The organism is Pseudanabaena sp. PCC 6802 (assembly GCF_000332175.1).
In the GTDB taxonomy this organism is placed as follows: Bacteria; Cyanobacteriota; Cyanobacteriia; order Pseudanabaenales; family Pseudanabaenaceae; genus PCC-6802.
Window position 1 is genome coordinate 2,053,201 of sequence record NZ_KB235914.1, and the last position, 21,803, is coordinate 2,075,003.

Sequence of the window (21,803 nt, forward strand, 5' to 3'; positions counted from 1 at the left end):
AATATTGACTATCGTAACGATGAAATAATTATTTTGTAAGGACGCTTAAGGAAACATTAAGATTAAAAGATGCTTGCAGTTATGTAGTATGGGCAGGGTTAAAGCACTGCCAGGTCAGGTATTCAGTAAGCATTCGCGTAATTTAGATCGGCATTCAGTTAAAGACAGAGTTACCAATCCGAACTATTGTTGCACCAGACTTCACGGCGATCGGGTAGTCGCCTGACATACCCATAGATAAGTGTTGTAAGTTAGGAAATCCTCGATCTCTAAGCTTTTGGGCCAACTCGGCTACTTGCATAAACGTGCTGGCAGATGCAACTTCATCTAAGCCTAAAGGCAAGATAGTCATTAGTCCGACTATATTCAGGTTTTGGCATTCTTTAATTACAGCTAGATCGGACATCAATTCTGCTTCGTACCACCCGGATTTGTGGGGATCTTCTGCCAGTTTTACTTGCAAACAAATTTTTGGAGATTTTCCTATTTCTTTGACTAATCGATCCAATTGTTGTGCTAAGCTTACTCGATCTACGGAATGAATCCAATCAAAACACTGAATTGCTGCTTTGGCTTTATTACTTTGCAAATGACCGATCATGTGCCAAGTAATATCTTTTAAATCTTGTAGTTCCTGTTGTTTTTTTTGAGCTTCCTGTACTTTTGATTCGCCGAAATCCCTAATGCCTGCGGCATAGGCTTCGCGCATTGCTGACACAGATGCATACTTACTAACTGCAACTAGCTTGACTCGATCGGGTAAGGTTTGTGCGATCGCAGCAACCCGCTCGCCAATAGACTTTTCCATGTCATCATTACAATCCCCATAATCTCCTCATTATTCCAAACGAACGGGAAGCGAGCATGTATTTGCATGACGCTCTTATCCCTTCAATCGCATTAGATAACACCACTTCGATAGCAAAAGATGACAGATAGAAGATCTAGCAATTGCAACGAACATAGCGCCCTTAACTAGATCTCGATCGGGTCACCCACAACCGATAACAGAATTTAGCACAATGAATTTAGCACAATATTTAGAAATTGCATGTTAGGCAAAATTTTTTTTTAAGCTTTTGCACGGCATATAGTTTTCGGTAATGTAGAGATACCACTTCGCACAGCCGCTATGAAGGTAAAACTGACCCGCAGCCAGGAAAAAGTTTTGCATCTGCTACAGCAGACAAATCAGGCAATTTCAGCTCAGGGGATTTATGCAGAGTTAAGGAGCGATCGCGCCCCTGTTGGTTTAGCGACGGTTTATCGTTCCCTGGAGGTGCTCAAACTTCAAGGGTTGATTAAATCGTTAACTTTGCCCAATGGAGAGGCTGTCTACAGCGTCATGCCTGCGGATAAGCATCATCTGAATTGCTTGAACTGCGGCATATCTTTGCCAATAGAGAGTTGTCCGGTTCACGAACTAGGTAATCAGCTACAACAAGCACATAACTTCAAGATTTACTACCATACCTTAGAGTTTTTTGGACTGTGTCCCCAGTGCCAAGATCGCAGTCAAGATCCCCACCTGGAAGCGCAAGTGAAGTCAAACGATTTAACACACGATCGCCACAAATGTGCCGATTGTTGATTAATTTTTAACAAATAAGGGGATCCTGAGCTATATAATCAACGGGGAGTATGAGGAGTTAGTGATGCGCAAGTCCAAACTTTTATGCGTACTTCTGGCTGTGGCGGGGCTAGTCCCAACCGTCGCAACCGTAGATACAGCAGAAGCCCAAGAGTCGTCTTGTTTCATGGTTACTCCTTCGGGTGACTACATGGATCTAAGCGGTCTTTGCAAAAAAAATCCACCACCACAGAAACCCAAACCGCCAAAACCATCTGCTAAGGCAAGATATGCCAAGCAATCGCCCAGCTATCCCATCCTGTCCTACCCTAGCGAAGTAAATTTGCTGGCTTTCTTAAGGGTAATTCGCTACGCTGAGGGCACTGACAGTTCTGATGGTTACAACATTCAGTTTACGGGGGTCAGGTTCAGCAGCTTTGCCGATCATCCGCGCCGCGTTATTTGTAGCTACTATCGCGGTAAAGAGTTGTGCTCGTCTGCTGCTGGGGCTTATCAGTTTTTAGAAACCACCTGGGATGACGTGGCGAGCAGTATTGGGGCTGGCGACTTCAGGCCGGAGTGGCAAGATCGCGCCGCAGTCGAACTGATCCGGCGGGCAGGAGCATTAAATGACGTGCTATCGGGTCGGGTTGAGGATGCGATCGCTAAGGTGTCTCCTGTATGGGCGAGTTTCCCGCGTTGGTATGGCGACTATTCGGGCGAGTACGGTCAGGCAGTCGTACCTATGGACGAACTCGTCCAGGAGTTCCGCAGGCAGCAACAGATAGTTGCCGCGAGCCTACCGCGTAGCGGTCGAGTATCGTCTCGGTGATAAAGCACGGGGCACTGTTTTCTCTGCAATTCCCTCCCGCGATCGCCCAAGATCCAGGGCAGGCAGGGGTGCGCTGCCCCTACGATTATCAGAATTATTGGGGGCTTTGGGTTGAGGGCAAGCACAAGGCATTGCCCTACGAAACTGCTCGCAGGATCTGCTGCTTTAATTCCTGTGCCTGACTGAGTAAAGATTCTGCAAACACCACGGCGCTATCTTTTAATTTGCCTTTTTTCTTGCTTGTCTCCAGGGTAACGCTGCCACCGCCTGCTAGTTGGGCGAGTTCCTGTTTGCGCCGATCGGGGTCTAATAGTTGCACCTGTACTGTCGTGCGTTCCGCGATCGCATCGACACCATTCGAGATAGCAACAGGATCGGCAATTACGTGCTTGGAGACGTGAAAGTGGCAATCGGCGATCGCGGCGACAATCGGTTGGTGAGTTACGCAGAGTACCTGACGGGCGCGAGCGAGTTGATAGAGTTGCAGCGCGATCGCCTGCGATACGCGCCCGGATACGCCCACGTCAATTTCATCGAATACGAGGGTGCCAATCGGATCGATCTGGGCAAAGCAAGTCTTTAACGCTAGCAAAAAGCGGCTCATTTCGCCGCCGGAAGCAGTTTCGTGCAGCGGTTGCAGCGGTTCGCCTGGATTAGGGCTAAACTCGAACACGATCCGATCTGCACCCGTAGCATTTGGTTCGATTGCGGTAAATGCCACGCGAAATTGCACTTTCTCCATCGCTAGGGATTTTAAACCAGCAATTAATTTCTGCTCTAGTTGTGCGGCGGCGGCTTGGCGTAGCTCGGTCAGGGTACGGCAGGCAACTTGTAAAGCTTTGAGGTCGGCAGCGGCAATTTTTTCTAGCTCTTCAATTGACTGTGGCTCGTTTGTCAGCTCGTCCAATTCTTGTTGCAGTTTTTGGGCGTAGGCGATCGCGTCGGATAAGTTCGGCCCGTACTTGCGGCAAATTTGCTTCAGCAATCTAATGCGATCTTCAATTTCTTCTAGTCGTTCCGGTTCGCTTTCGAGGCGATCGCTGTAGGCATTAATCTGCCTGCCTGCCTCTTCTACCTGCGCTAGCGCTCCCGCAACCAGTTCCAGAATACCCGACAAGCTATCGTCAACTGCGACCATATCGTTGAGAACCGCTTCAGCTTTACCCAGAAGGTCGGCACAGGCAACCCCGGAGTCGTTTTGGTATAAAGCCTCGTAGACTTGATAGCTTTGCTGTTGCAGATCGACGCTGTGGGCGAGGCGGGTGCGCTCGTGCTCCAGTTCGATCGTCTCATTAGCACCAGTAAGGGCAGCCGCATCGAGTTCTTGAATTTGATATTGCAGGATGTCGATCTGTTGGAGCCGAGTGCGATCGCGATTTTGTCGTTCTACGAGTTGCCTGTGCGATCGCTCTTTAATTTCAAATAACTGAGCCACTTGTTGGCGCTGCTGCCATAGCTGCTCGCCACCAAAACTATCGAGCCATTCGCGCTGCATGGTGCCGCGTCCCAACAAAACGGTCTGCCCCTGGGCGGTAATTTCAACCAACTGCTCGCGCAGAGCATCGATTTGTTGCTTATTTACAATTACACCATTGAGGCGAGTGCGATTGTTTCGCGCAGTAATTTCGCGACTGCACACTAATAAACTGTCTTCGAGCAGGTCGATTTCCTGTTGGACGAGCCAATCCATAATGCCGCGATCGGCAATCTGAAACGTAGCTTCCACCATGCCCCGTTCCTTGCCAGTCCGCAACGCCCGTGCCGAGACTTTGCCACCGAGGGCAGCATCGAGGGCATCGAGAATAATGGACTTACCCGCGCCTGTCTCGCCCGTCATGATATTCAGCCCCGGATATAGCTCCAGTTCCAAGCTGTCAATTAAAGCAAAGTTTTCAATTTTCAGGCTTAAGAGCATAAGCAGACTCGCAACTATTTGCTAGGGCAATCCTAGCCTAAATTTCTGCTGTTAGCGATAGTTAGCAATCGGCTGGTAGTTACCCAGAAAGTTTCTGGATAACTTCAAAAGGAGAGTTATGCAGAACATTTCTGCATATTTCCTTAAAATGGGGAAAATTCTTGTATAAGCACCTGTAAATGGCGATCGTGTGGAAATTTTCCATATAATCACAAGTTGTACTGCTTTGACTACAGTTCACAGGAGTTTGTCAGTTAGCAGTATTATCTAAGATGCAAAATGTCAAATAATAACCTACGATCGAAGTGAGATTTAACTTCAAATGAGGTCTATTGAAAATGCCAGAACAGTTAGAAGAACGGGTAGCCCATTTAGAAGCTGAATTTAAACAGCTAAAACATAGAGTAGAAAGGGGGTTTTTCTCTAGCCCTTGGTGGGAGAAAGTTGCTGGGACATTTGCTGACAAGTCAGCTTATGATGAGGCAATGCGGTTAGGGCGCGAGTATCGCGATTCTCTCCGCCAAAGCCCTACAGAACCATCTGATGAGTAGATGTATATTCAATGGAATACATCAAATCAAGTGCAACCCATCAGAGAAATTGAAAACACAAATTCACCCTTGGGATTCTACAAAAGCGCAAAATGCTATACCTTGCCTTAAGTTGTTTGCAGGGAAGAGAGATATTACCTGCTGCTCAAGAATTGATTGAATTAGAAATCGACGGTTTGCAGTTAACCCCTGGGAACTTTCCTTCTGATGGATTTAAAGAATGCCTAGCTGAGCAGAAAATTATGGCCAGGACCCATCACGGATTCAATTGGCAGGGTATAAGACAAAGGGTTTGGAATGCAGAATTAGATTGTCTAGTAAAAGCAGATTCCGTTCATCCACCTCATATCAAATCTAACCAAAATCAAGCAGAAACTGAGCGGATTTGGCAACGGAAAGCTGAGCAGGGAAATTATCAAAATATTTTATTGGAAACCATGTATTCAGGCTACTTCTTAGGTAGCGATCGCCAAATTCTCTGGGCAATGGAAATAGGCTTGAATTTGGCAGTGGATGTTTCCCATATTTATATTCAAATTTGTCAAGGCACATTGAATCTTTCTACTTGGCAGAAACTACAGGAATACTCCAACATTGGCGAGTTTCATCTCTCTGCCAACAATGGGAATGGTGATATACATCAACCATTGATTGAGAGTACTTTTGGCTTAGACTGGGTACGCGATCGCTCCCAAAGCAATCCAGAGATCCCAATAATTCTAGAATGCTATATGCACAGTCTCACCTTTACACAACGTCAACAACAAGTAAAATTCCTAAAAGAATAGTTGCAAAGATAACGCTGGAGCGAGTAAACCATGAGTACAAAATATCTCTATACCCAAGAACAAGCAGCAGAATTGCGTGAAAAATTGATCGCCAATGTCATATTTCCTCAAGTTAAATTAGTTTTTGCGAAATACAACCAACTTAACTCAGCAATGTTTTTAGTAGCTCAGTATTGGGCAGATGAAGCAAGCGATGCTGTGCATTACCAACTATTGTTGTCAGTATTGTCGACTCCAGTAATTCCGGAAGAAGATGACCTTGACTCCGATCCTGTAAATTTACCCGGTCTGCAAAATTCATGGGAACTATTAGACTCTCTAGATGAGGATGAAGATGAACTAGGATTTTACTGGAATGACAACGGAGACGCTATTGCAGCGTTTGCAGCATTTTGCAAAGAAGATGCTCATCAGGAAATGGATGGATTGGAAGCCTACTCGCCCTACGCAGTTTTTAGACGCAAAGAGTCGGAAATTGAAATCGAAATTGTCGGCGAAATGCTTCGCCCTTGGGCAGATGGAATGCGCCCCGAAGAATGGGAAGAAGAATAACTCGAAATCACGATTAGTAAACTCAGGACGTTCTCAATACCAGGAATAAGCTCGATCGATTTGAGCTTCAGCAATTAGAACCCATGAGAGATCAGGGCATAACATCACTGCAACCATGTAGTGACCACATTAACCTTTCGCACTTACCAAACATTCAAAAAAACAGTTCGGGCATTGCGATAATGATACCAAATCCGGTATTTCTACCCCCTTTAAGAAGATATCAATTATCCAGTTTTTAGAGCGACAGGATCGGGCCACCAATGGAAATTGGTCAGCGCCTGAATCTGAGGTTGCATCTGGTGGAGAATGCAACAGCGTTGGGCAAGGGTCTCTTCTAAATGCTCTATTGCATCACTACCCCAAACACTATACGTTAAGGCATCAATGAAAAATTTACAGCAAGAAAAAATGCAATTGGATGGTTATGCACGTGCAACTAGGGCTATACTAGATCGAAGTGGCAGCATAGCTCAGATGGTTAGAGCGACGGTCTCATAATCCGTAGGTCCCCAGTTCAAGTCTGGGTGCTGCTATTAGGTTTCAGGGTTTTCGATCTAGGACGCATCCTAGTTTGCATCCTACTTTTATCTCGGTTAGGACATTACCTTTTTTGCAGGTATCGCTTATGTGCAGGGGTTGCTAACCATTGCCTTAAGTCGTCTTCACTGAATAGGTATGTCCTTCCAGAAAAAGTGTAATGAACTGTTTCATGTATGTAGGGAAGCAGCCGAAGTTACCGTCAATTTCTATTAACAGAGGTTAATGTTAGAAAAAAAAGGCTGAAAGCGCCTCACCACAAATGTTTGAGTTATTGTCAATAAGCATTTTATATTCGTTTCATTTTTACATATCCGTTGTCAATAACACGAAACGTCGTCAGGGAAGGAGTTTGATTGTTGACGAATTATAATGTAAAAATCAAACGCAGTCTCTGAGCATAGTCTAAAATCAAACCCTCTCCCTGCAAGCGTTTGATTTTTACACGGATTTAGGTGAAAAAGTATATCCGCCAAGCCGCAAAAGCTGGGCGGATATACAATATGTCTTGTCCAATCGACACGAGCATTATTATGGCAGATACAGAAGCTAGGCTTTTAATCCTTGAGGCGTTTGAATTCTGGAGGCAAGAGCAAGTCACGTTGGCAACGGTGGCGGATTTGAATTTTGTGGATTTGTACGAGAAAAGGCAGATCATTTTGCCGGAATGGGTTTACGAGTCTTGTCCCGCCATATCTCGATCAACGCTCCACAGATGGCGGAAACTTTACAAGCAGCAGAGCTTGGGCAAGCGCAACGGTAAACGATACCAGCTAGCCAGCTAAGCATTCAAAAAATTCTGCCCCAACCTGAGCGAAATCCTTCGGGTAGCCACCGAGATTTGAAAATTTTTCTGCTATAAACAACCGATCTGCCATTCTCCACAGCACTTAGATAGCCGTCTTTTAGATCGCCATAAGGGTCGTGACAGACGTAAGCACCGTCTTCATGCCTGCCAATCACGCAAATTACATGGCCGCCAGTGGGCGCTTCTTCTGTACCTCTATGAAGTATTGCGATAGGCACGGGTTTTCCGTGGGCAAGTTGGGTGTCTATATCGGTAAAGCCCAGATCTGTCCTCCAGATCGACTCCAGTCCATAGAACTTAAGAGCCAGGGTTTGGGCTTCATGACTGACGGTGTCACCATACTCCAGTACCTTTGCGAGATACTCGTCATCGCCCGATATATTAGCCCCAAGAAACTTGGCTGCCATTGCACAGCTAGAGGAATTGCAGGTTCGGTCTGGCATTGTGTAGTTGTCGGTTTGCGGGTAGAAAGGCACGCCCAATACTTGGGGAGAGTAAACTACAGGCTGCCGCTTTCCTTGCGGAGCAAGCTTGAACGTACCTGCATGTGTTGAGTTCAGTAGATCTGCGAGCTTTTTGACCTCGCAGTTGGTGGGCACCGATCTAATAGCAATACCACCATCCATCTCGTAAATCGTCCCATCGCCAAAGAAATCAAGCCAGGTCATGGGCGGCCTCCAATTAACTTAGACAAAAAGCCAGCGCGAGAAGCCTGAACCAGATCTTCCTTATCGGGACCAGGTAATCCTTTGGGAGTGTACAAGTCTCCGACGTTGACCCTTCCAGCTATGGCCGCTAAAGCGCCGCCCCCCGTGACTAAATGGGTCAAGCCAATGAGCAAGCGCTCAACATCCCTAATATCCTGGGCGCTTTCCGGTAGATGGCGGGCGGCAATATTGGCAACCGGTGGCACGACGACACCCACGACAAGGGCGCAGATCGCAACTAGCGACCCGCGAACAGAGGAGGATTCGAGAAAGCTTTTGGGTTTCATGGAGTTAGCTTGCCTAGTTCGGTGAGCGTAATGGCAGCGGTGTAGAGTTTACCATCGCGGCCAAAATCGATATTTGCGCCAACGAGGAACTTGGCGAAGTAAGCAAGGGAGCCGTCAACCCCAGATGCGATGGTGCCAACACTTTGCCTTGTGGGAGAGGCTTCAAACTCTACAAGCTTGTCAATTTCGTCGATTAGGGTAACGCCAGTGAAAGTCCCTAAACGGATGGCTTTGTCTTGCTGTGCGGTTATCTTACTTAGTCCCAAGTAAAAATCCTCGTAACCAATCGAACTAAAGCTCCACAGGTGTTTCGCTTCGCCGCTTGGGGCGGCGATCAGAGAGTTCAGATTAAGGGTGTGCCTGAAGCTCGGACGCTGATCGCTTACCTCAATACGAGGCGTGTAGCTGGTGAAGCGTTTGAGAGTGACTGTTGTAGCGCCAAGAGTTAAGGTGAGCATAGGACTACCTCGGGACTTTGTAAGATTTACCGATCGCCGAGTACTTGGGCATCACAACACCAACGATTTCGCCGATCCTGAGGCTGGCATTACTCTCGTAGTCTGTAAAAACCCTTGAGCCATCCGATAGCTCAAGCTCGTATTTGCCGTTAGCTGGATCGCGGCGGATAAACCTACCAGTGGAGGTGGCACGATTGCGCTCCCGCAGCTCGCGAGCGGCGACTTTTTGAGAGCGATCGCTACTCTTGCGGAGAGATTCCGATTGAGCTAGGCGCAGGGCCTCAGGCAGGCTTGATAGGGGTGCCATTAAATTTCGGGTTCCTAATCTCATGTTTTTGGGTAAAGCTGCCAGTTGCCCCTCGAATTGCTAGATAGTAGCCCGTCGGCAGCGCGACATTTGCGCCGAAAGATTGGCCTGCAATCCTGGCTTCAATTTGCCTGCCATTGTACTTGACCTGAGCGGATTGGAAGTTCGTAGACCGCAAGGAAGCGATCTTGGGAGACTGGTAGATTATGCCATTGTCGGGATTTAAGATTTTCAAGCAGGGGTGCGGTGTTGGCTCGTTGGGATAAGTGTCGATAGTCACCGCCCATCCTTGTGTAGGATTCGGCAGCCCGAGAGCTTCGCCAGGGCCGCCCAGATCCTTACTGGGCAAATAAGTAATCGCTATGCCATCTCCGTAGTAAAGTTCGCCCGCGATCTCGAAGCCAGTACCGCCGAACAGCCGGAACTCGAACGCAATTTCCCATTGCTTGAGGCTAATAGGATTGGACAAAACGATGCCGCCTATTTTCTGAATCCCGATGTCGGGAATCAGCTTGATTACGTCCTTGTCTATTTGAGCTACCCCTTCCAAGCCAGCGGCAACAAACTTTTCTTCTTTCTTGATAACTTGAACTGCTGGCCTTGGACGCGATCGCCAGATTTCCCTAAAAAGCCCTTGCGTTGGTACCGGGCCAATCGCTTCGCCAATTCTGGGGGCGGAATTGCTGACGAGCGAGCCGCCACTGAGTACGCTGTTACCAAGGGTTTGGTATTTGGAGGTACCGCTCGCCACGTCGTAGCCCGCGTAGGCGGCAGGCAAAATCGCCTCTTCAGCCTCCGCCTCTCTTTGCGCAAGCTTGCGGAGGCGATCGCTCGTCTTTTGTTGGGAGGCTAGGTAGGCGCTGTTCATGGGAAAGCGGTGTAGACAAAGCTATCAATAGAGATTTGCTGGTTGAGCAGGATAGTAGTCGTGTTCAAAGCCAGATCGCCATCGCCATCCGCGATACTGACGGTGCCGCCAAATTTGAGTAAATCGCCGCTGGTAGTAGCTTCAAAGCGGACAGCGGTGCCCGAGGCTACGGCTGTAGCGGGGCCGATCGAATTGGCGGTAGCAGATCCGCTTGCCGCCGCTGGAGCGAGCGGATTGGGTAGCGTAAAGGTGGCAAGGAGAACGTTGGCATTGTCGTAGATTTTGATTTTGCCACCGTTGAGCGAAGACAGAACCGTATCTACATGCGCGTTGCGGACTGCGGTGGTGTGAGTTAATGCCATATTTAAAATCCGTAAACAAACCAAAAATCAACAACCGCATCGGCACCTCCAGCCTCAGCGACGAATTGGCCGCGCACGAACTGCGCTGGCACCAGAATTGGATTTGAGACAAAGTAAACCCCGTTAGTCGTTACGTTTATGTCAGCGCCGATCTTCGCCCAATTTGCGCCATCGGGGCTAATCTCGACATTCAAATCGACCGAGGTATTAATCGAATCGACCTTGTAGTAAATCCCGATTTTGTTGTGCCCATAGCACGGGAAGTCGGCTGTGAAGCCCGGATCGACAAGCTGATAGGTATTTACGACCTGTCGAATTCCGATCAAACTCGTCAAGCTATTCGGCGCGTAAGGATCGACGTTACTGCCAGCTCCTTCCGCTTTGAGATAAACCTCTGCGCCGTCTGCGTTTCTCGCCTTAATATTTGCCACTACAGTACTCCTAAAGTAAGCGAATTTTCGCGCAAGTCGATCCTGAAATCTATTGCGCCAGGGTCGGTATAAGCGTATGCGGTCGCCGCCAGTTCGCAGATGCCGCAAGTCGCCAACAGGACGTTGCCGGACACCTCGCCTTCTGCCGCCACAGAGCAGGCACCTACATTTGCCGCCAGTTGTGCGCGTAACAGAGGATTTACCAACTGCACGCCGTTGGCCTCGATCAGGATGCCATTGGCGACGATGTAGGACTCGGTTTGGGTGTGGCTGTAGGTAAGGCCGTCCAATAGCAGTTTATAGGTGGCACCCTTATAGACTGCATCCACGCGCATGAGGGGCTTTACAGAGCTAGACAGCCAGGCATCCGACACGCGGAAGCCTATTCTGCGCCCGAATCGCCTGCCTACGATCAGGCGATTAAAAATCAGTCCATACTGGTATAGCTGCTCGTTTGAGGTGCAGCCTTCGACTGAGATAGGCCGCTTGCGCTGCACAAAGCCACCTCCCGCCAAAGGCTGGGTAAGCACCGCCGCTTTGATTTGGCGTTCCTTTTGCGAGCGATCTGGATTGCGGTATTCGACGGCGGGCGGTTGTAGATCCGGGGTATTGCCGCGCTGTACGATGTCATCCCTACTCGGATCGCTGGCGGGAGCGTAGGGCTGCACCACATCGGGGTTTACCCTCACCCAGGCCACGCGATAGCGCTCCGTAGCGACCCAAATCCCGGATTTAGGCGGATCTTCCCGCCAATTTTTCTGGTAGCTTTCGCTAAAGCGCATCGACTTAAAGACCCCATCATTGGGGCTGACGCGGATGCCCACTTCCCTCGTTTCGGAGTCGATCGATTCGACCAGATTATCGGACGAGTATTTCCAGGTAATAATCTCTTCCTTAGTCTGGATAGGTGCGGTACTTGGATTCTCTGTGTAAACCAGCGTAATTGGCTCGGAGACCCGGATCTCCCGCCTGAAAATTCGCCCGAGATTATCGAACCACGATAGGTCGTCGGTCGTGGTGACGGTTATTAGCCGCAGAGGATCGGCAATAATTCCGCCCCCAAGATTACTTACGTTGCCGCCAGATTCGGAGGGCTTGGGAGGCTTTGCAGCAACGAAAGGCTTCTCGATAGTCGTGACTACTCTTTGCCGCCGAGTGACCGGATCGTAGCCGTAATCAATTATGGTCTTGCGCTCTTTGATTACCGATCGGTAGGGCTGGTTATTGCCCGGCAGAAACTCGCCCACCGTCCCGTACTCCACCAAAGTGGTAGTGCTACCAAGATTCGGATTAATCAAATCGTAAGCCACGCCGCTGACGATCAGTTCCTCAACGGGGATTTCGTTGCCTTTGCTCGGCTCCCAGATCGTTTCGTCTTTGCCTACTTCAAGGCTGAGATAAGCTGCCTGCGCAAAGTCGATCGCCGTATTCCGCGCCGTGCCAGAGCTATCGCAGTAGAGAAATTGATTCACTGCGCGAGCCAGGGTGCCTGCTTGCTCGGCGTACCCACCGCCGCGTTTGGGCAGCGGGTAGTCAAAGGAGCCGCTAATCGAGGTCAGCGAGTGGGGGATTTGGGCAGCGTCAAGGATTCTGCCGATTACAGTGTGGCGCGGGGTGCTCACGCCGATCTGTACGCCAGACACGTCGCTGTCTGGCTCGCGGAAATTGTTGAGCGAAATAGCACAGCCAAGCTGGATAGCGAAGTCGCTGTTAATCTCCGCGTCGGTTGGCTCGTCAAGGATATAAAGCTTGCCGCATGGGTGGTTCGCGAACGTGCCGGAATCGTTGCGTACCTGCACCTGTACGCTCTGTCCCCGCGCCCACTGAGTGGGGTTGAGTTCGTAGCGCGGATCGCTAGGCAGTGCGTTGAAATTGGCTGGCAGCGATAGCGTGAGTTTAGCCTCAATTTCGATCAAGCCATCGTCAAGCTCGGTGTACCCCGTCGTAAACTCGGTCACCCAGTCACTCCAGTCCTGGGTGCCGATAATTACGGATAAAGCCTTGGCGGCGATGATGGTCGTCATAGGCGGGCGAGCCTCATCTGCTGGCGACTATTCTCGTGGAGGAACCTGACGGCCTCGCCTGTGGGGTCGGGGGCGCTGATATTGAGACTTTGGATCGTGGTACTGGAGGAACTATTCGTCGAGGTCGGTGATTGTACGCGGAAGTTGGGGGCGCTGCGGCCAAGGTTGCCGAGATCGCTCTGGTAGATTTGCGAGCTAAACAGTCCTGCCAGCAGCGTTTTGGCATCCACCACCAGATTGCGGTAGATGCCCTGATCGCCTTTTTCTGCGGATTTCTGGGCTTTGTTCGCCAGGGCGCGAGCTGTCTCCAAATTGCCCTGCGATAGTTCTTGGGCGATTTCACCGACTGCATTGCGGATGAGTTCTACGCCCAGTTTGGCGTTAGAGATTTGATTAGCGGCGTTGAAGCTAAGCCCAGAACCTTTGCCGAATTCCTTGGACAGGATTTCATTGAGGCCACTCATTGTGTTAATCAGCGAGGCTTGCACGAAATCTTTGAGGCCGCCTGTACCCTGCGCGAAAGCGCCAACAAATTTGGCGGATTCGGGATTAGAAAGGACGTGAGTACCCCGATCCGTAACGTTGATAAGCTCGGGGCCGCGCTCGCCTACTAGGGCGATGCCGGATTTGATCGGCTTACCGCGAGTGCCGGAGGCAAAGCCCCCTACCAATTTCTGGCGCTTCAGTTCCTCGGTATTCTTGAGGATCTCTTCTAGCGTACTGCCTGCAACTGTTTGTCCGGTCTGGGCTACCGCAATCCGCTGGCCAAGCACTGATTTGGCAAATTCCGCGACCTGTCCGTTGAGGGCGGTAGAAGCCGCTTCGCCGAAGAGTTGGGCGGCTTCTTTATAGTCAAACTCTGCGCCCCCAATATTGATTTTTTCGGTACTGGATAGCCCTGCCTTGGAAAGCTCTTCGGCACGAGCTTTAAAGATAAAGGCTGCTTTCTCGAATTCGTTGGTGAGTCCTTGCGAGGCGGCAACTGCCTGCTGTTGAGCGACTGTTTGTCCAGGCGAGCTACCGATAATGCCATCTGCAGCTTTAGCCTCTGTCTGAATATTGCCGCCAAGTCCAGTGGCAGAACCCTGAAAACGGGTTGCGCCGTTGGCAAACGCCGCTTTGACCGCCAACGCTTGGGAGAGAAGCGCCTTTGTGTTCTCGACCATGCCAGCGATCGCCTGATTTAAGAGGTCGGCAGCGGTTACTGCTTTCTCAAATCCAGTGGCGATATTGTCCCCTGTTGCTTTGCCTAGCATTGCAGCTAGGTCGAGTTCCTTATTGAGTTCCTCGCTAAAATCGGAGCTTTTATCGAGTTGGGCGTTGAGATTGGTAATCGTGCCGTCACTGAGCTTGATTACTTCGGAAGTTGCGCCAAACTTCTTATTGAGATCGTCAACCGTCCTAATCGAATCACCTAGCTTTTGATTGACGGAAACGATACTGCCATCAGTTAACCTTACGACTTCGGGCGTGGACTTAAGGCTATCGTTCAGCGTCGAAGCACTGACAGAAGCGTTGGTTAATCCGGTGTTGAGGATTGGGATTTGGGCGTTGACATTACCAAAGGATTGGGCGATCGCCCCGATATTAGTCGTGGTTTGATTTGCGTTTGCATTGATGCCGCCAAACACTTCTTTTAGCACGTCCGCTGCCGTAGCAGTCTGGCGTGTCTCGCGGGTTTGCTGCTGCTGGGTCAATACCGTCTGTTTTTGCAGCTCGTTAAGCTGATTGGTACGGGCGATGCTCTCGTCATCGAGCCTGAGCTTCTCTTCAGCCGCCGATACCACCTGCTTTTGCAAGTCCAGCTCGCCAGCCGTCACGCCTGGCTTTTGTTGGAGTTTGAGCAGGTTCAGGCGCTCCTGTTTCAGCGCGATATCATCCTGAATCTTTTGCCTTTCCAACTCTGCTACTTTGAGTTGCTGAGTAATATCCAGCTCTTTGAGCTTGGCAGCAAAAACTCGTTCTTCGTTGATGGCCTCCTGCTGCTGGATTTGCAGTTTGAGCTGCTGGGACTCGCGTTGAAGTCCCAGTGCTTCGGTAATTTTGAGTTGATTTTCCAGGCGGGATTTGGCGAGGTTGCCCTGCGCTTCTTCCAGTCCCGATTGAGCGCTCAGAAGTTCGGCGCTACTCCTCAAACTCGTGAGAATTTTGTCCTGCGCGGCGATACGAGCATCGCCTTGCAGCTTGGCAACGCGCCCTTGTTCCTCTAATCCCGCGACTACCTGCGCTCTCAGCGCGTCTTCAGCAGCTCGCACTTTTTCAATGCGTTGGAGGTTAGCGGTGGCCAGTTCGTCGTTTAGCGAGATTAGCTTTTTCTGCCCTTCCTCAGGCGATAGCTTGCCTGCCGCTTGGGCTGCCTGGACTGCGGCAATCTCGTCTTTGATTGCCTGAACGCGAGCGATCGAGGCATTTTTTTCGATCTCTGTAATGCGCTTCGCCTCGACTTCACGCGCTAGGCCCTGCTCTTTAATCGCGGCAATCTGATTCGCGGCTGTAATTTTTACTATCGCCTCAGCCCTATTATTAGCCTCCTCAACTGCGGCTAAAGCTTTCTTTTCACCTTCTTCCCTTTGCTTGATTTGAGACTCAGCCAGGGATTTGCGGGCATCAAAACCCGCCTTTTCAACCGCCAAAATTTCGTCGTTGACCTTTTTGATTTTCTCCTTATCGGTTTCACCTACCAGCTTGGCACGCAGTACTGGTATTTGAAGTTCCGCTAGCTTGATGCGATCGCGGAATCCCTCTTCCTCAATCCTGAGTAACTCTGCCTGTGCTTCCTTGGCTGAGGTCGCGCCTTTAGCTTGCGATTCCTTAATCAGTACGGATTGCTCGGTAATGCGCCGCGTAATCCCATCCGTATTTTTTTTGTAGGCTTCGGTAAGCTCTTCGAGAGTTTTAGTCGCCTGCTTTTGCGCAGTTGCGGCCTGTGCGGTCTTTTTCGCGTCTTCCTCCAGGAAAACAATGCGGCCTTGGAAAGTCGCCTTTTGCCCTTCCAGTAAGCGAATCGTTGCATCTATCTGCGCCTGTAGTTCGGCATCGGCGGTTTTGACTTTGCGAAGGGATTCTATTTGAGCGTTGAGGCTGGCTATCTGGGTTTCGGCCTCCTTGCGGAACGCGGCGATGCCATTAGCTCCCAGCTTGGCGGCCTCTCCTGCCTCCAGGGTCACCAGTCCATATTTGCCCAGGATTGCCTGTCCGCGATTAAGGGAGATACTGAGCGCATCGAATGTTTCCGAGAATTTAATTTGCTGCGCTTGTGCTTCCGCTTGCGCTTTAGTAATCTGCGCGGTCTTACCAGTATTTTTGGCAATCTGATCGCCGAAGCGATCGCTAGCATCGGCAGCACCCTCGGCAAGATTTTTCCAGTTAATAAATGCTGTAGCAATTTGATCTATCGGGTTCTTGGCACGATTCATGCCCTTAGCCAGGGCATCAACCGAATCATTAAATAAATCTACGGCGCTGCCATTTTCGTAAATCGTAATACCAAAAAGCTTGAACGATTCTCTTCCCTTTTCGACACTTACCCCCGTCGCCGCGATCGCCGCATCTAAGCTTTTACTGAATTCGTCGAAGATCTTGATACCTACAAGTTGGTCTAGCCCTTGCAGGAACGTGTCGATGATGCTGCGACCTGCTTCAAAGGAGCCGTAGAAGATCGCGACCGTGGCCGCAGATTGAAGCAAAGCTGGAACAAATGTCTTGAGATGCTTAACCACCGCAGCCAAAACATTAGAAAGGACGGGCAGCACTTCCTTTGCCAGAAATGCGGCAGTTGCGGTAAATGCCTTGGCAATCAGGCCAGCAATTCCCAAGCCTTCACCAAATAGCTTGACAGACCCTACCGCGGTCAGCATTTTTTGAGCAATAACCGCAACAATCGAAGCTGTTTCAGCTATTCCCGTTACAAAGATTCCAATGCTTTTGATTTGATAAACGAGAATTGTATTTAGGAAAGTCATTGCCGCGCCCAGAGCCGCCTGCGCACCCGCCAGAACGCCAGCCTTTATAGCAGCCAGATCCAGACTCAAGCTGTATGCCGTAGTCGTGCCCGTCAATAGACCCATGACCGCACTTAACGCTTGCACTGCAACCGCCTGCGCTGTTTGCAATCCGGTAAGAATTGCTGTCCTGGCGCTGGTTAGATCGAGCGTAACGTTTAGCACCTTAAACGTCGCGTCATAGCCAGCGATCAGTTTTTCGGCTATAAATACTCCAGCTACCCCCGCCGCCAGCCTGACCACTGTGGCAATCAATTCCTTAATGGTATTAATTACGCCGCCAATCGCGCCATCAAGGCCCTGGAAAGCAGCAACTTGTTGAACGGGATTCAAAATCTCGAAAACGCCTAAAACCTGCTTGCCCGCAAAAAGCAGCGTCTTCACCCATTCTGAGGCATCTCGGCCAATTCCAATAAAAGTCTCCCTAAAGCGATTTTGAAAAGACTGGAGCTGGTTGTCGACACTCCCGGTAACCGAATTAAAAGCCTTATCCAGCGCTCCTGTTTCCGTTTTGAGCGACACGATCGCCTTTTGGAAATCCGCCATATTGTTGGCGGTGGCTGGCAGGATAGCGGAAACCGCCTCGACCGAACCAAATAATTTATTGAGGACTTCCGGGGTTGCACCACCCTTATCGGCGATATCCCTTAACACGCCAGCCAGCCCCTTGGATTTGAGAGCGGCGGAGTCGAATTGGATACCTAAAGCTTTCGCTTGCTCTACCGCCTGCGACGAAGGGGTAAGGATTGCCGAGATTGCCTGACGAAGACCCGTGATCGTTTCGCTAGCGCCAAGCCCCTTGGTTGTGGCAACCGAAATTACGGCATTGAGTTCGGTGAGTCCCACGCCCGCCTGCGCGGCAATCGTGGCAACCTGCCCGATCGAGCGCCCGTACTGATCGACCGTAATCTTCCCTAAATTTTGGGTTTGGATCAGTTCGTTGGCGATCGCCGCCGCTTCGCTGGCATCTTTGCCGTAGGCGTTCAGGATTGTGGTTACAGCATCGGACGCAACTCCCAGGTCGGTAAACCCAGCTTTGGCTAGCTTTACGGAGCTAGCGAGGATCGCCGAAACATCTGCAGTTTTACTGAAACCCGCAGAAAGTACGTCATAAGAACTATTTAGTAAGATGGTCGAGGAATACTGATTTTTTGTCTCGCCTGCCAGTCGCTGCATCTGACTGGCTAACGCATCTGCTTCGTTGGTCAGCGTCCCCACCTTGGCGCGAGCGTTGTCAAATTCCTTGAAAGCGCCAAACGCCTCTTTTCTGATCGTCTCAAAGGTCGGGATAGTAATCCCGCCAAATTCTTCTAATCCTTGTTTTACTGTATTGACGCTATCGTTTAGGTTGGTAAATACAGTAGCTGCCGTAGTGACGACTTCGTAGATATCCAAGAATATGCCGGGCAATTTGGCGTAACCAACTGTTAAAGCAGCGGTTTCTACCAGAACCGCATTGAAACTCTTTAACTGCTCGTCTGCAAATCCAACGCTTTCCTGGAAAGCCTTGCTATTGGCAACCAATTCAAACAAAGCGCCGCTAGTCTGCCGAAAAGTCTTTAGCGCTTGATCGGCTTTAGCGGTTATGAGGATTTGCAGATCCTGAGCCATGTTATGCCGCCTCTACAATTTCCACGGCAGCTTTAGGCGATTCAACGCCAAGCTCTTTTGCTAATGCCTCAGCTTCAGGAACCTTCTGCATTTCCGCAGCGCAAAAGGCAAATGCCCTCACGAGAATATTGAGCGGCAATCTACGAACGTTTTCGACTGTCCATTCGGGATCGACGCGGGAACGCATAAATATACCGACAATCTCCGTCACGATGTCCGCATTAGCTAAAGGGTTTGCCTTCAGCTCCTCTTCCGATAAATACCGTACTTCTTTGAGCTGCAGCATCTCGTCAACGGTAACGGTTTCGTAACTAGGGATTTTGACTGATGGCGACAATTCGCATCCTCCAGTCCCAAACTCAGAAAAATTAATCACGCTTTGCGCTCCTTTAATCTGTCGCTAACCTAATCAGTTCAAGATCCAATTCATTTAAAGCCAACTGCGGAATCTTGCCTTCCGCCTCCAACTCCAACACGATCCGCGCCGATCGCCTATCCACCAATTCCCTTGCCTCCTGCCGAGCTTGCAGCCGCGCAACTGGATTAAACCACTCGTGTTTGGGATTTTTCTCCCCAGCAATCTGACAAATCGCAGTACCCAGATTGGCGATCGCCGCGACTACCAGATTCGATCGCCCCATCTCGATTTCATCAATTGCTCTGAGGGCTTGATTGATAATTACGATTGGGGTGTGCTGGAATCTTCCTGCGGCGAAGCGCCGCTCGTTGGGGTAGTAGTACTGGAGCCGGAAGAAGACTGCTCCCCAATCGGTTTTTTTTCGTCGCCTCCAGCCTCCTCCAGCTCTTCTACGGGCTCCCATTGCCGCATTTCGCCGATCATGAAGTTCTTGGCAGCTTCGATCAGGTGCATGGGCAGGCGATCTAAATCCAGAGCGTCGATCAGCTCTGGCCTGAAGTGATTCTCGGGACGCTTCAACCCCATGCGAATTAGATCGAAATATGTCACCCCTTCTTTGCTGATGGACTCCTGTTCGGCAACAGTCAGACTGCCGTATTTCGGTATGCGCAAATCGAGCGTTTCACTGTCCATGCGGACGGCACAAACATTGCACCACTCCTTAATCTCCAACTCAAACGCTTGCAAGAGACACCTCTAAATCGTAAATAATCCCTGGCTCTATGCCAGTCAAATCCACTTCCAATCGCTCCTCACTATCCACGTCTTTGAGGGATACCCGCCCCTGAGGCTCACTCAGCACGAGAATCCCGATCGCTACGCAACCATCGCGAACGCGCAGATTAATCGCGTAAACGCCCTTAGCCTGCGCCGCTCGCATTAGGTGGGCTGAGCGTCGATTGTGGTCACCTTGCCAAGGAAAGCGAATTCGCGATCGCGGGTGATGAAGCCTTCGTTTTCGGCGGTATCGTTATCGCCAGTCACCACGCCCGCTCCCCAGATGATTTCGCCAGACTTGTAAGCGGCACTGGGAGGATCGAAGCGGCGCTCCAGGATAACCTCGTTACCCGCTTCGCCTGCCCAAGCAAGCGTGAGGCCGCCAGCATTTTTGTATGCGAAGTTGCCCGGCAAGGCGATGCTTTTTTCGCCGCCAGTGATCACCCCATCTCTGTCCGAGCCACTGTTGTAGTCGGTTGCCGCCGCCAGGTTGTAGCTCCGACTGATGCCCGAGTTGGTCAGGTCAAAGACGTAGACTGGGAACTCGGCAGTGGAGCCAGCGGGGATCTTCTCTGGCAAAGACTCGACAGCCAGGGAGGTGGAGCCAACCGGGGCATTAGCGCTCAGCTTCGCAATAAACTCGAAATCGTCCGAGTCGTTGAACATCAGGTACTGATTTGCCTGCATCTCGGTCGTGGTCGGACGGAGAAGGCTGATCGAGACTGCACCTTTCGCCCCTGTGGCAGCGCCGGATACGGCGGTATTAGCCAGGGTGCCAGGAGCGGGTGCCACGGTCGTACCGATAGCGAAAGTGGTGTCGCTAACTAGGTAGAAAGTGCGATCGCCCCCACTACCGACACCTGGCGCGGTCGCCTTGACCGCGACACCAGCCTTCATAATCACCGCAATCAAGCCGTCGCGAATCGTTTCGTTCGTGTCCGCGCCCGTGGCGACGTAGGTGTAGTTGATGGAGGCAATCGGAATCGTATAGCTACCTGCGGTGGCAGTACCGCCAATAGTAATTAGCGAGTTAAACCCGCTCGTATATAAAATTTGATCGGCCAGTCGTGCTCGGGAATTCACGGGCGGAATCCCAACGTACACCTTCGCCTCGCGCCCCCGAATCTTCTTGCGATTCAGGTCGATAGTTCCTCGTTTCCCTTTAGTAAGCGGCATCTACAATCACCTCAAAAATCAATGAATAAACCCAAATCCCAGACTCATTGAGAGCCTGGGTGACAAACTTTTGCCCGCGCCACTGCATTTCGTTGCAGTATTCGAGCGGTGCCCATCTCGCCAGCTTCGCTCGAATCGCTTCGAGCAACGGATAGGCTTTCGAGTGCTGTCGCAGATCTTCGTACTTCACCAGCACCTCAAAGATCACCGATTCCATTTCCGAGTTGTAGTCAGGGCGCAGGCTTTGAGAGGATTGGTAGTTCACGAATACCGCGCCCTTGCTGATCGGTCTGGCCAGCTCGCTAGCGTCTAACGCACCGATCCGCACGTTATGCGCGGAGGCTAGCGGGGCAAGGCGCTCCAGGATAGCCCGTTCGATTTCTGCTAGGCGTGATTCAGAAGCCACGCAAAAAATCCTCCGCAAATATTCCCCTGCCCTCGGAAACCTGGATATCGCCCTTGGCGGTCTCGATCGCCACAGGTGGTGTCGCGCCACTCAAGCCGAGCGACATTTTGCAAGCGCCGATTAGCTTTAGCTGAGCGATCGCTTCGTCAGCCCTGCGAATCACGTCTTCGCGAGCGGAGATCGAATCCATGCGCCGTCTAGCGAGATCCAAAACATAGCCCTTTAACAAAGGTGGCTTGGGGTCGGCAAACGGCATTTGCTCTGCGACGGCGGGACAAGTGGCGATCATGCCATCGACGATTGCTTCCGCGTCGGCAATATTGCGATTGAGGTTGGCGCTATTGATCTCGGTTGCCGAAGCATCCCAAAGATTGGATAGCTGCACGACCTCCTCGTAACCGAAGGCATCGACAAAATCCTGTTGAGTGGCGTATCTACCCATACTTTTGTTCCTTAGATCAAATCCGACAACGT

General features: G+C 50.6%; 24 protein-coding genes and 1 tRNA gene. 7 read left to right on the forward strand and 18 right to left on the reverse strand.

Features of this window, described 5'->3' with window-relative positions; genetic code table 11:
* Window positions 1-154: 154 nt before the first annotated feature.
* A complete protein-coding gene (locus PSE6802_RS0114640) occupies window positions 155-808 on the reverse strand; it encodes a YggS family pyridoxal phosphate-dependent enzyme (protein WP_019500809.1) in 654 nt (217 codons plus the stop codon).
* Window positions 809-1,132: 324 nt separating this feature from the next.
* Here PSE6802_RS0114640 and PSE6802_RS29030 point away from each other — a divergent pair, with 324 nt between their 5' ends.
* Window positions 1,133-1,591 carry a Fur family transcriptional regulator gene (locus tag PSE6802_RS29030; protein WP_019500810.1) on the forward strand — a complete coding sequence of 153 codons (459 nt, stop codon included), beginning with the start codon at window positions 1,133-1,135 and terminating at the stop codon, window positions 1,589-1,591.
* A 64-nt stretch (window positions 1,592-1,655) separates the two neighbouring features.
* Entirely contained in the window at window positions 1,656-2,402 is a 747-nt protein-coding gene (locus tag PSE6802_RS0114650; protein WP_019500811.1) for a glycoside hydrolase family 24 protein, read from the forward strand.
* A 136-nt stretch (window positions 2,403-2,538) separates the two neighbouring features.
* Here the strand turns inward: PSE6802_RS0114650 and recN are convergent, their stop codons facing one another.
* Window positions 2,539-4,317, reverse strand: a complete 1,779-nt coding sequence (gene recN, locus PSE6802_RS0114655) for a DNA repair protein RecN (RefSeq protein WP_019500812.1) — start codon at window positions 4,315-4,317, stop codon at window positions 2,539-2,541.
* A 338-nt stretch (window positions 4,318-4,655) separates the two neighbouring features.
* On the opposite strand from recN, the gene PSE6802_RS0114660 reads away from it, so the two are divergent.
* The 5 genes from PSE6802_RS0114660 to PSE6802_RS0114680 all read left to right on the forward strand — a co-directional run bounded on the left by PSE6802_RS0114660 (window position 4,656) and on the right by PSE6802_RS0114680 (window position 7,533).
* On the forward strand, window positions 4,656-4,868 hold the full coding sequence (locus tag PSE6802_RS0114660) for a hypothetical protein (protein ID WP_019500813.1): 213 nt from the start codon (window positions 4,656-4,658) through the stop codon (window positions 4,866-4,868).
* A 92-nt stretch (window positions 4,869-4,960) separates the two neighbouring features.
* Entirely contained in the window at window positions 4,961-5,656 is a 696-nt protein-coding gene (locus PSE6802_RS0114665; protein WP_019500814.1) for a hypothetical protein, read from the forward strand.
* 30 nt (window positions 5,657-5,686) lie between these two features.
* Window positions 5,687-6,208 carry a hypothetical protein gene (locus tag PSE6802_RS0114670; protein ID WP_019500815.1) on the forward strand — a complete coding sequence of 174 codons (522 nt, stop codon included), beginning with the start codon at window positions 5,687-5,689 and terminating at the stop codon, window positions 6,206-6,208.
* A 462-nt stretch (window positions 6,209-6,670) separates the two neighbouring features.
* A tRNA-Met gene (locus PSE6802_RS0114675) sits at window positions 6,671-6,744 on the forward strand.
* Window positions 6,745-7,281: 537 nt separating this feature from the next.
* Window positions 7,282-7,533, forward strand: a complete 252-nt coding sequence (locus PSE6802_RS0114680; protein WP_156815525.1) for a hypothetical protein — start codon at window positions 7,282-7,284, stop codon at window positions 7,531-7,533.
* A gap of 4 nt (window positions 7,534-7,537) precedes the next feature.
* Here the strand turns inward: PSE6802_RS0114680 and PSE6802_RS29035 are convergent, their stop codons facing one another.
* Genes PSE6802_RS29035 through PSE6802_RS0114760 form a run of 16 tightly spaced genes read right to left on the reverse strand, consistent with a single transcriptional unit; the run spans window position 7,538 to window position 21,771 of the window.
* On the reverse strand, window positions 7,538-8,224 hold the full coding sequence (locus PSE6802_RS29035) for a C39 family peptidase (protein WP_019500817.1): 687 nt from the start codon (window positions 8,222-8,224) through the stop codon (window positions 7,538-7,540).
* Window positions 8,221-8,550, reverse strand: a complete 330-nt coding sequence (locus tag PSE6802_RS0114690; protein WP_019500818.1) for a hypothetical protein — start codon at window positions 8,548-8,550, stop codon at window positions 8,221-8,223. The genes PSE6802_RS29035 and PSE6802_RS0114690 overlap by 4 nt, the downstream gene beginning before the upstream one ends.
* Window positions 8,547-9,008, reverse strand: a complete 462-nt coding sequence (locus PSE6802_RS0114695; RefSeq protein WP_019500819.1) for a hypothetical protein — start codon at window positions 9,006-9,008, stop codon at window positions 8,547-8,549. The genes PSE6802_RS0114690 and PSE6802_RS0114695 overlap by 4 nt, the downstream gene beginning before the upstream one ends.
* Before the next feature lie 4 nt (window positions 9,009-9,012).
* On the reverse strand, window positions 9,013-9,315 hold the full coding sequence (locus PSE6802_RS0114700) for a hypothetical protein (RefSeq protein WP_019500820.1): 303 nt from the start codon (window positions 9,313-9,315) through the stop codon (window positions 9,013-9,015).
* Window positions 9,290-10,183, reverse strand: coding sequence for an L-type lectin family protein (locus PSE6802_RS0114705; protein ID WP_019500821.1), 894 nt, complete (start codon window positions 10,181-10,183; stop codon window positions 9,290-9,292). The genes PSE6802_RS0114700 and PSE6802_RS0114705 overlap by 26 nt, the downstream gene beginning before the upstream one ends.
* Complete coding sequence (locus tag PSE6802_RS29040; RefSeq protein WP_019500822.1) at window positions 10,180-10,545, reverse strand: hypothetical protein; 366 nt, start codon at window positions 10,543-10,545, stop codon at window positions 10,180-10,182. The genes PSE6802_RS0114705 and PSE6802_RS29040 overlap by 4 nt, the downstream gene beginning before the upstream one ends.
* A 2-nt stretch (window positions 10,546-10,547) precedes the next feature.
* The gene (locus tag PSE6802_RS0114715) at window positions 10,548-10,976 is read right to left on the reverse strand and encodes a hypothetical protein (protein WP_019500823.1); all 429 of its coding nucleotides are present in this window, start codon (window positions 10,974-10,976) and stop codon (window positions 10,548-10,550) included.
* Window positions 10,976-13,000, reverse strand: coding sequence for a hypothetical protein (locus PSE6802_RS0114720; RefSeq protein ID WP_019500824.1), 2,025 nt, complete (start codon window positions 12,998-13,000; stop codon window positions 10,976-10,978). The genes PSE6802_RS0114715 and PSE6802_RS0114720 overlap by 1 nt, the downstream gene beginning before the upstream one ends.
* On the reverse strand, window positions 12,997-18,612 hold the full coding sequence (locus PSE6802_RS31130) for a phage tail tape measure protein (RefSeq protein ID WP_019500825.1): 5,616 nt from the start codon (window positions 18,610-18,612) through the stop codon (window positions 12,997-12,999). Before PSE6802_RS31130 ends, PSE6802_RS0114720 begins: the two co-directional genes overlap by 4 nt.
* A 1-nt stretch (window position 18,613) precedes the next feature.
* Window positions 18,614-18,988 carry a hypothetical protein gene (locus tag PSE6802_RS0114730; RefSeq protein WP_019500826.1) on the reverse strand — a complete coding sequence of 125 codons (375 nt, stop codon included), beginning with the start codon at window positions 18,986-18,988 and terminating at the stop codon, window positions 18,614-18,616.
* Between the two features lie 13 nt (window positions 18,989-19,001).
* Entirely contained in the window at window positions 19,002-19,253 is a 252-nt protein-coding gene (locus tag PSE6802_RS0114735; protein ID WP_019500827.1) for a hypothetical protein, read from the reverse strand.
* A gap of 38 nt (window positions 19,254-19,291) precedes the next feature.
* The gene (locus PSE6802_RS0114740) at window positions 19,292-19,717 is read right to left on the reverse strand and encodes a hypothetical protein (protein WP_156815526.1); all 426 of its coding nucleotides are present in this window, start codon (window positions 19,715-19,717) and stop codon (window positions 19,292-19,294) included.
* Window positions 19,704-19,910 carry a hypothetical protein gene (locus PSE6802_RS0114745; RefSeq protein WP_019500829.1) on the reverse strand — a complete coding sequence of 69 codons (207 nt, stop codon included), beginning with the start codon at window positions 19,908-19,910 and terminating at the stop codon, window positions 19,704-19,706. Before PSE6802_RS0114745 ends, PSE6802_RS0114740 begins: the two co-directional genes overlap by 14 nt.
* A complete protein-coding gene (locus PSE6802_RS0114750) occupies window positions 19,910-20,923 on the reverse strand; it encodes a hypothetical protein (RefSeq protein ID WP_019500830.1) in 1,014 nt (337 codons plus the stop codon). Before PSE6802_RS0114750 ends, PSE6802_RS0114745 begins: the two co-directional genes overlap by 1 nt.
* Window positions 20,910-21,329, reverse strand: coding sequence for a Gp37 family protein (locus PSE6802_RS0114755; RefSeq protein WP_019500831.1), 420 nt, complete (start codon window positions 21,327-21,329; stop codon window positions 20,910-20,912). The genes PSE6802_RS0114750 and PSE6802_RS0114755 overlap by 14 nt, the downstream gene beginning before the upstream one ends.
* Entirely contained in the window at window positions 21,319-21,771 is a 453-nt protein-coding gene (locus tag PSE6802_RS0114760) for a DUF1320 domain-containing protein (RefSeq protein ID WP_019500832.1), read from the reverse strand. The genes PSE6802_RS0114755 and PSE6802_RS0114760 overlap by 11 nt, the downstream gene beginning before the upstream one ends.
* Window positions 21,772-21,803: the final 32 nt, after the last annotated feature.